The organism is Mesorhizobium sp. M7A.F.Ca.ET.027.03.2.1 (assembly GCF_003999175.1).
Classification (GTDB): Bacteria; Pseudomonadota; Alphaproteobacteria; order Rhizobiales; family Rhizobiaceae; genus Mesorhizobium.
Window position 1 is genome coordinate 1 of sequence record NZ_RZOM01001350.1, and the last position, 1,336, is coordinate 1,336.

The 1,336-nt window shown below is 62.1% G+C and carries 1 protein-coding gene; it reads left to right on the forward strand.

Features of this window, described 5'->3' with window-relative positions; all coding sequences use genetic code 11:
• Positions 1 to 361 precede the first annotated feature (361 nt).
• Entirely contained in the window at positions 362 to 1,309 is a 948-nt protein-coding gene (locus EN750_RS34560; protein ID WP_013530574.1) for a substrate-binding domain-containing protein, read from the forward strand.
• Positions 1,310 to 1,336 lie beyond the last annotated feature (27 nt).

Sequence of the window (1,336 nt, forward strand, 5' to 3'; positions counted from 1 at the left end):
TTTATACACATTTAATGGTGGCCTTTCAATAAGGAATATGAAGTCAGTCAACGCCAAATAGGCCGCAGGAGGCGATGCGCCGTGTCTATTGTGCTGGGAAGCATGCCCACGATCCAGAAATCCGACAATTCCGATAATTTGCCGAACAGCGCTGTTATATCGAGGTTGCACAAATGGTTGACCCTGGGTTAGCATCCCCAGGCAGGCGTCGGTGGGAGGCTCTTTTTACAGCGGCGGCCAGCTGGAGCGGCATGCGTTTTCGGGCGCAGGGAGGATGCTCCAACACTTTGAACCGATGCATGATCCTTCCTGAAACCGATCCCGGTTTTCGGGGTCGTGCGTTTTTGTGGAGGAGGATCCCATGAACAGACGTGAATTCCTGCTGTCGTCCGCGGCTTTCGGCGCCATGATGGTCGCCGCGCCCTCGGTGTTTGCGCAGGACAAGCTCACCATCCTTGGCTCGGTGCCCAGTCTCGGCTTTCCGTTCTTCGTGCACATGCTGAACGAGATCAAGGCGGAAGCCGCCACGCAAGGCGTCAATTTGACCGAAAGCGACGGCCAGAACTCGGCCACCAAGCAGACCGCCGACATCGAGGCGGCCTTGGTGCAGAAGGTCAACGCCATTGTCATCTCGCCGCTCGACGTCAACGCGCTGGCGCCGGCCATCGAGGAAGCGGTCAAGGCCGGCGTTCCGGTGGTGACGATCGACCGCCGCGTCGACGGCGTCGAGGGCATCCTGGCCCATGTCGGCGCCGACAACGTCAAGGGCGGCGAGGCGGAAGCCAACGCGGTGGTGGCGGCATTTCCCAATGGCGCCAAACTCTTCCACCTTCAGGGCCAGCCCGGCGCCGGCCCGGCGATCGACCGCAACAAGGGCGTTCACAACGTTCTCGATCCGCTGAAGGACAAGTACCAGATCGTCTTCGAGCAGACCGCCAACTTCGCCCGCGCCGAGGCGCTGTCGGTGACCGAGGCCGGCCTTGCCGCCAACGGCAAGCCGGACGCCATCGTCTGCGCCAATGACGACATGGCGCTGGGCGCCATGGAGGCTTGTGCCGCGCGCAACTTCACCGACGTCAAGATCTACGGCTTCGATGCACTGCCGGAAGCGCTGGTCGCGGTGCGTGACGGCAAGCTTGCGGGCACCGTCGAGCAGTTTCCCGGCGAGCAGTCGCGCACCGCGGTGCGCATCGCGGTGGCCTTTGCCAAGGACAAGACCGAGCCGAAGGAGAAGCTGGTGCTGCTGACGCCGATCGTCATAGGCAAGGACAATCTCGACAAGGCGGAGCGGATTGGCGAGACGAAGTAGGGGTTTGGCGGGGATCGGCCGATTGGC